Source organism: Methylobacterium sp. J-072 (assembly GCF_022829425.1).
Classification (GTDB): Bacteria; Pseudomonadota; Alphaproteobacteria; order Rhizobiales; family Beijerinckiaceae; genus Methylobacterium.
Genome location: NZ_JAKSYK010000008.1, coordinates 1 through 6,203, shown reverse-complemented (window position 1 = coordinate 6,203; position 6,203 = coordinate 1). Strand labels below are relative to the sequence as shown.

The 6,203-nt window shown below is 69.4% G+C and carries 5 protein-coding genes and 1 riboswitch; of the genes, 2 read left to right on the top strand and 3 right to left on the bottom strand.

Annotated features, from left to right (window positions below; all coding sequences use genetic code 11):
- Positions 1-185: 185 nt before the first annotated feature.
- Both MKK67_RS00130 and MKK67_RS00125 read right to left on the bottom strand, forming a co-directional pair.
- On the bottom strand, positions 186-350 hold the full coding sequence (locus tag MKK67_RS00130) for a hypothetical protein (protein ID WP_243960640.1): 165 nt from the start codon (positions 348-350) through the stop codon (positions 186-188).
- Between the two features lie 246 nt (positions 351-596).
- Positions 597-1,193, bottom strand: a complete 597-nt coding sequence (locus tag MKK67_RS00125) for a cell wall hydrolase (protein ID WP_243960638.1) — start codon at positions 1,191-1,193, stop codon at positions 597-599.
- Between the two features lie 425 nt (positions 1,194-1,618).
- A riboswitch (cobalamin riboswitch) is annotated at positions 1,619-1,819 on the top strand.
- Positions 1,820-2,045: 226 nt separating this feature from the next.
- Between MKK67_RS00125 and MKK67_RS00120 the strand changes: the two genes are divergently transcribed.
- The gene (locus tag MKK67_RS00120) at positions 2,046-4,079 is read left to right on the top strand and encodes a TonB-dependent receptor (RefSeq protein ID WP_243960642.1); all 2,034 of its coding nucleotides are present in this window, start codon (positions 2,046-2,048) and stop codon (positions 4,077-4,079) included.
- Positions 4,080-4,101: 22 nt separating this feature from the next.
- On the opposite strand, the gene MKK67_RS00115 is transcribed toward MKK67_RS00120, so the two are convergent.
- Entirely contained in the window at positions 4,102-4,428 is a 327-nt protein-coding gene (locus tag MKK67_RS00115) for a DMT family transporter (RefSeq protein WP_243960636.1), read from the bottom strand.
- A 331-nt stretch (positions 4,429-4,759) separates the two neighbouring features.
- Here MKK67_RS00115 and MKK67_RS00110 point away from each other — a divergent pair, with 331 nt between their 5' ends.
- Positions 4,760-5,989, top strand: coding sequence for a serine hydrolase domain-containing protein (locus MKK67_RS00110; RefSeq protein WP_243960634.1), 1,230 nt, complete (start codon positions 4,760-4,762; stop codon positions 5,987-5,989).
- Positions 5,990-6,203 lie beyond the last annotated feature (214 nt).

Here is a 6,203-nt window from a genome sequence, read left to right as displayed (position 1 = left end):
GGCCTGGACGGATGAATCGGCCTTCGCCGGATCCGCACGAGAGCCGTCCTCGATGTGCTCCGCTCGCTGACGCCGAACCGGTATCCACGTCGGCGGCAAGCGCCCTAAGAGCCTCTCACAAAACGCCCACTGCTCTGTCGTGTGCAGAGGGAGGCGCCCGGTGATCGGGCGTTTTGTGAGGTGCTCTACCCGTCCGGATCGTCGGGGTTGTCGTTCGCGGCGGTCTCCGCATCGCGGCGCAGCGCGATCTCCGCGCCGACCTCGATCAGCAGCAAGCGCGACAGGAGTTGCATGGTCGACGTGCCATGCGCGAGCAGGAGCTCATGCGCCGCGATGGCAGCGTCCACCATGCGGCCGAAACCGTCATCCTCAGACATCGTCGCGCAAGAGCCGAGTTGAATGCGAGCATACAACTTTAAGATCTGGCTTCGGTTCGACACTCTCCGAGGAAATCGGGATCCCCCCGGCCTCGGACGCGTGATCCGAGGCCGACCTGCCCGGCGATCGTGTCGGGCACTTTACGCCACGAGGGCAGGCTCCCCCGGCCCGCGACCGGACCAGGCAGGGCTACGGCGGATCCTGTGCCGGGAACGGCCCTATTGCGCCGCCGGCAGAGCCGGGATCGCCGCGTAGGTCGAGACCGTCGTCGGCAGCGCGGGGGAATTCGGCATTTCCTTCCGGGCCGCGCGGGAATCGCGCTTCTCGTAGAAGGCGTTGCCGCCGGCCACGGCCACGTAATGCATGTTCTTGTACGGGAAGTGATGGCCCGCGGTGTGGAAATACATCGCCTTCCCGACCTTCGGGTGCCGCTCGCCGGCCAGCACCGCGTCGGCCGCGTCGGCGACCTTCTGCAGGTCGCGCTCCTGCATCGGCTTGGTGAGCACGCCGGGGGCGAACTGGCCGGGCTGGCCGACCACCGCGCAGATGCCGCCCGGGAAGATCGCGGCTTCCAGCCGGTTCATGACCACGGTGCCGACGGCGAGCAGGCCGCCCTCGTCGCTGCGGTTCGATTCGAAATACATGGCCCGGCCGAGACAATCGCGCTCTTCATCGCTGACGACCAAGGGCGCCTTGCGGTCGGGGATCGATCCTGTGACCAAGGGTGAGGCCGTGATGTTGCACGCCCCGAGGCCGCCGGCGAGCGCCAGGACGACCAGCCCGGACACAATCTTAGTCCTCTCGCTACCCTGCATGCATCAGCGCTCCGTCCTCCTGCAGCCGCGTTTCGGTGCGAGACGACCGCGCCATCGCGGTATCGCCTCCCGCCGTCGTTGTAGGCGCCAAGCTTGCGTGCACGTTCGCGGCGAGGATGTGGCGAGCCTTCGCCTGCACCTCGCGGAGTGCACCGTTCCGCGGACGCCAGCGGACAGCCGGCAAGCCCCGGGGCCATTCCCCCCGGGACGAAGACGGCGCCCGCCGCCGGACCACCAAGTTCTCCGAAAAACAGCGGCTCTATCAGCATGTTAGCGCCATGGCCGGAATCCGAGCGGCACGGGATCCGGCACCCGTCTCGGAACCTTGCGCTGCGGGGAGGGCGCTCGGCCGAGGCCCCGGTGTCATCCGGGAGACACACCGGCCGCCAACCGGTGCCGGGGCGTTGACGGGACCGGCGCCTTGGCTCGATGGTGGCCGAGACGGTTCCCTTCGGGGATCAAAAGGGAACGCGGTGAGGGGTCTTTTGCCCGAAGCCGCGGCTGCCCCCGCAACTGTAAGCGGTGAGCCTTCTCGTCACCACGTCACTGGGCCACCTCGCCCGGGAAGACGACGGGAGGGCGGCGACCCGTGAGCCAGGAGACCTGCCGTCAGTCGTGGTCACACGCGAAACGCGCTGGGCGGGGTGTCCTGGCGGGTGTCGGGACGCCCGTGCGCGAGCGCGGTCGGCACGGCCTCGTTCGCGGTGACGTGCCACTGCCGTCGCCCGAGGTCCCGTGCCCCATCCTGCCCCACGCTCCGCGCGCTCAAGACTTTCCACGCTGACGACCATAAGCCTCGCGGTCCTGATTCCGGCGGCGTCCGCCCAGGACCGGCAAGCCGCCGAGACCACCCTGGACGAGATCTCGGTCACCGCCGAGCCTTCCGCGCCGCCGCGGGGCGGTGCCGCCGCGAGTGCGGGCTATGTCGGCGGCGTGACTGGCATCGGCGGTCCGCTCCTGACCGTGGATTCCGCCAGCGCGGGGGTGATCACCGGCGCCCAGCTCAACAGCCGGCCGGTGACGCGCCCCGGCGAGGTGCTGGAGGCGGTGCCGGGCCTGATCGTCACCCAGCACAGCGGGGAGGGGAAGGCCAACCAGTTCTTCCTGCGCGGCTTCAACCTCGACCACGGCACCGACATCGCCCTGTTCCTGGACGGCATGCCGCTCAACATGCGCACCCATGCTCACGGCCAGGGCTATGCCGACATCAACTTCCTGATCCCGGAACTCGTCGGCGCCGTGGAGTTCCACAAGGGGCCGTACTTCGTGCGCGACGGCGATTTCGCCTCCGCCGGCTCGGTGCGGATCGACTATCTCGACACCGTCCAGAAGAACCTCGCGCTCACCTCCATCGGCAGCTTCGGCTACAAGCGGGCGCTCAGCATCGCCTCGACCCTGCTCGGCGACGGCAACCTTCTGGTTGCAGGTGACGCGCAGGTCTATGACGGGCCCTGGGTGGTCCCGGACGCCCTGCGCAAGATCAGCACCGTCGCCCGCTACAGCCAGGGCACGGCGCTCGACGGCTTCTCGGTCACCGGCATGGCCTATGCGGGCCGCTGGACCGCCACCAACCAGATCCCTGAGCGGGCGGTCGTCCAGGGGCTGATCGGCCGCTACGGCACGATCAACCCCACGGATGGCGGCGATACGAGCCGCTTCTCGCTGTCCGGCCGCTTCAGCAGCACCGACGAAACCGGCGTGACCCGGGCCTCGGCCTACGTGATCCGCTCGCAGCTCAACCTGTTCAACGACTTCACCTATTTCCTCAACGATCCGGTCAGCGGCGACCAGTTCCACCAGCTCGACCAGCGCATCATCGGCGGCGGCGAGGCGCTGCACATCTTCCAGGGCGACCTGTTCGGGCGGCCGATGGAGAACGAGATCGGCGTGCAGACCCGAACCGACAGCATCCGGGTCGGCCTGTTCAACACGACGAACCGGCAATACCGCTCGGGGGTGCTCGACGACCGCGTGCTGGAGACGAGCGGCGCGTTCTACTTCGACAACCGGGTGCGCTGGACCGACTGGCTGCGCACCAGCCTCGGCTTCCGCGCCGACGGCTACGCGGCCCGCGTCGCCTCGGACACGCCGGCCAATTCCGGGCGGGCGCGCGATGCCATCGTCAACCCGAAGCTCGGTCTGACCCTCGGGCCATGGTTCGACACCGAGCTCTACGTGAATTACGGCGGCGGCTTCCACTCGAACGACGTACGCGGCGTGACCGCCACGGTCGATCCGGCGAGCTCGCTGTTCAACACCACCCGCTCGCCGTTCCTGGTGCCTTCGACCGGCTACGAGGTCGGGCTGCGCAACCGCTCGATCGCCGGGCTGGAGACGAGCCTCGCCCTGTTCCGGCTCGACTTCGCGTCCGAAAATTTGTTCCAGGGCGACACCGGCACCACGGAGCCGAGCCGCCCGACCCGGCGCTTCGGGGTCGAGTGGACCAACCGCTACGCGGTGACCCCGTTTCTCTCGCTGGAGGGCGACCTGACGATCACCAATGCCCGGTTCTCCGACGTCGATCCGGTCGGCAACCGGGTGCCGGAAGCGCCCACCACCATCGCGTCGGCCGGCATCACCTTCGGCGAGCCGCTCGGCTGGTTCGGCTCCCTGCGGTTCCGGTATTTCGGGCCGCGCCCCCTGATCGAGGACAACTCCATCTGCTCGCGCCCGACCGCCCTGTTCAACGGCCGGGTCGGCTACGCCTTCGAGAACGGGGTCAGCGTCTCCCTCGACGTGCTGAACCTGACCAACAGCCGGTCCGACCAGATCACCTACGCCTACGTCTCGCGCCTGCCCGGGGAGCCGGCCGAGGGCCTGACCGACCGCGTGTTCCACCCGGTCGAGCCCACGGCCGTGCGCCTCACCATCGCGGGCCGATTCTGAGCATGCCGAAGCCGGGGCCGGCTCAGTGCTGGCCCTGCCCGGACGCCAGGACGGCCACGCCCACCGCGATGATCGCGATCCCCACCAGCATGGTCGGGCTGATCGCCTCGCCGTACAGCCACGCGCCGCCGAGCGCCGCGCCGATCATGCCGACCCCGGACCAGATCGCGTAGACGACCCCGATCGGCAGCATGTCCATGCTGTTCGACATCAGCCACAGGGCGGTGCCGTAGCCCACCGCCACGATCAGGGTCGGCACGGGCCGCGTCAGGCCGTCGGCCGCCTTCAGGGCCAGGGTGGCGGTGACCTCCGCGCCGATCGCGAGCCCGAGGATCAGGTAAGGGTTCATCGCGCGGAAGACCTTTTGTGCAGGAACGGAGCCAGTCTCAAATGAAACCCGACTTTTCGGGTCACCATAGACGACCAGACAAGGACGGCAGGCTAGCGTTTGTGCGCAGCCGTCTCGTCCCATAAGATGCCGCCAGACTTCGACAGCCCTTTTCCGTGGAATCCATGAACATTTTCGGATCGCCCGCGCCGGACACGTGCGGCTGAGATCCGAATGCAACGTCCGGCCCGGTTGGCCCTTCGTTAACGCCTCCTCATCATGGTCGCCGCGCGCGCCGGACCCCGGTCGACGGCGCCCTGACCGTGACGATCCAGAGCGACACCGATCCATCATGACTGCGTCGTCCGCGATCCCGGAGCCTTCGGCCCGCCCCCGCCCGGGGCGCCGGCGGGGCCCGCGCTGGGGCGTGATCGCCGCGGCCGGCGGCATCGTGGCGGCCGGCTGCGCCTGGACCGCCACCGCGCTGATCGACGTCCCCGATCCGGTCACCCTGGCGGCCCTGGCGGTCCTCGAGCCGTCCGAGATCGGACCGTGGTTCCCGAGCCGGGTGGTGCAGGCGCCCGAACAGGCCCGCGACCTGGCATTCCGGCCGAGTCCGATCCTCGATCGCGTCCCCTGGAAGGGGAAGCCGGTCCCGCTCGCCACGATGCTGGCGGAGACGCACACCAACGCCTTCCTGGTGGTGCAGGACGGGGTTCTGATCCATGAATGGCAGCGCCCCGGGACCGGCCCGGCGACCTTGTTCCCGTCCTGGTCGGTGGCGAAGTCGATCGTGTCGCTGCTGGTCGGCGCCGCCGTGGCGGGCGGCAAGCTCGCGGAGACCGACCGGGTCTCGGCCCTGCTGCCCGAGCTGCGCCACGCCGCGGTGTTCGGCCAGATCACCGTGCGCGACCTCCTCGACATGACGAGCGGGATCGCCGTGCCGGAGAATTACGATCCGCAGCATCCGCTGACCGGCACCGCCGGGATGTACCTGACCCGGGACATCACCGCCTTCGTGCGCGACAACGCGCATCTGGCGTTCAAGCCCGGCAGTCAGGGCCGCTACCGCAGCATCGACACCGAGCTGCTCGGCCTGATCCTGGCGCGGGTCGAGGGCAAGCCGTTGGCGGACCTGCTGTCGGAGCGGATCTGGAAGCCGATGGGCGCCCAGGCCGACGCCACCTGGAACCTCGACCGGGCCGGCGGCATCGAGAAGGCATTCTGCTGCATCAACGCCGTGCCCCGCGACTTCGCCCGCCTGGGGCTCCTGGTGGCCGACCAGGGCCGCGCCGGGCAGAACCGCATCATCCCGGCCCGCTGGATCGACCGGATCGAGACGCCGGCCCGCCGGGCGGTCGATGGCTGGCAGTATTCGGCCCAGTGGTGGCACGCCCCCGGGGGCGACGAGAGCGACATCTCGGCGATCGGGGTCTACGGCCAGTACGTCTACGTCAACCGCGAGACCGGCACCGTGATCGTGAAGCTCAGCGACCACGGCGCCGAGCAGGACGAGGTCGACACCCTGTCGGTGATGCAGGCCATCGCCGGCGACCTCGCCGCCAACCGCACGGCCCGCTGATCCGGCACGCCGCCCGCCCCTGACAGACTCAAACATTTCCAGATGCGGCGCGGGTCCCCTCTCCCGTGCGGGGGCGGAGAATACGCCCCAGAGCAGCGGGTTGGGCACGCCGATGAACCACAGGCCGACGCCAACAATGACGCCGAACGCGGCGTTCATGCCGAGCTGAGCCAGGAAGTAGGTCCCGAGCCGTCCGGCCGCGTCGTCCATCGCC

Excerpts from the sequence above, each read along its gene's own strand:
- MKK67_RS00130 (WP_243960640.1), bottom strand. The coding sequence starts at position 350 with ATGGTGGACGCTGCCATCGCGGCGCATGAGCTCCTGCTCGCGCATGGC.
- MKK67_RS00125 (WP_243960638.1), bottom strand. The coding sequence starts at position 1,193 with ATGCAGGGTAGCGAGAGGACTAAGATTGTGTCCGGGCTGGTCGTCCTG.
- MKK67_RS00115 (WP_243960636.1), bottom strand. The coding sequence starts at position 4,428 with ATGAACCCTTACCTGATCCTCGGGCTCGCGATCGGCGCGGAGGTCACC.
- MKK67_RS00110 (WP_243960634.1), top strand. The coding sequence starts at position 4,760 with ATGACTGCGTCGTCCGCGATCCCGGAGCCTTCGGCCCGCCCCCGCCCG.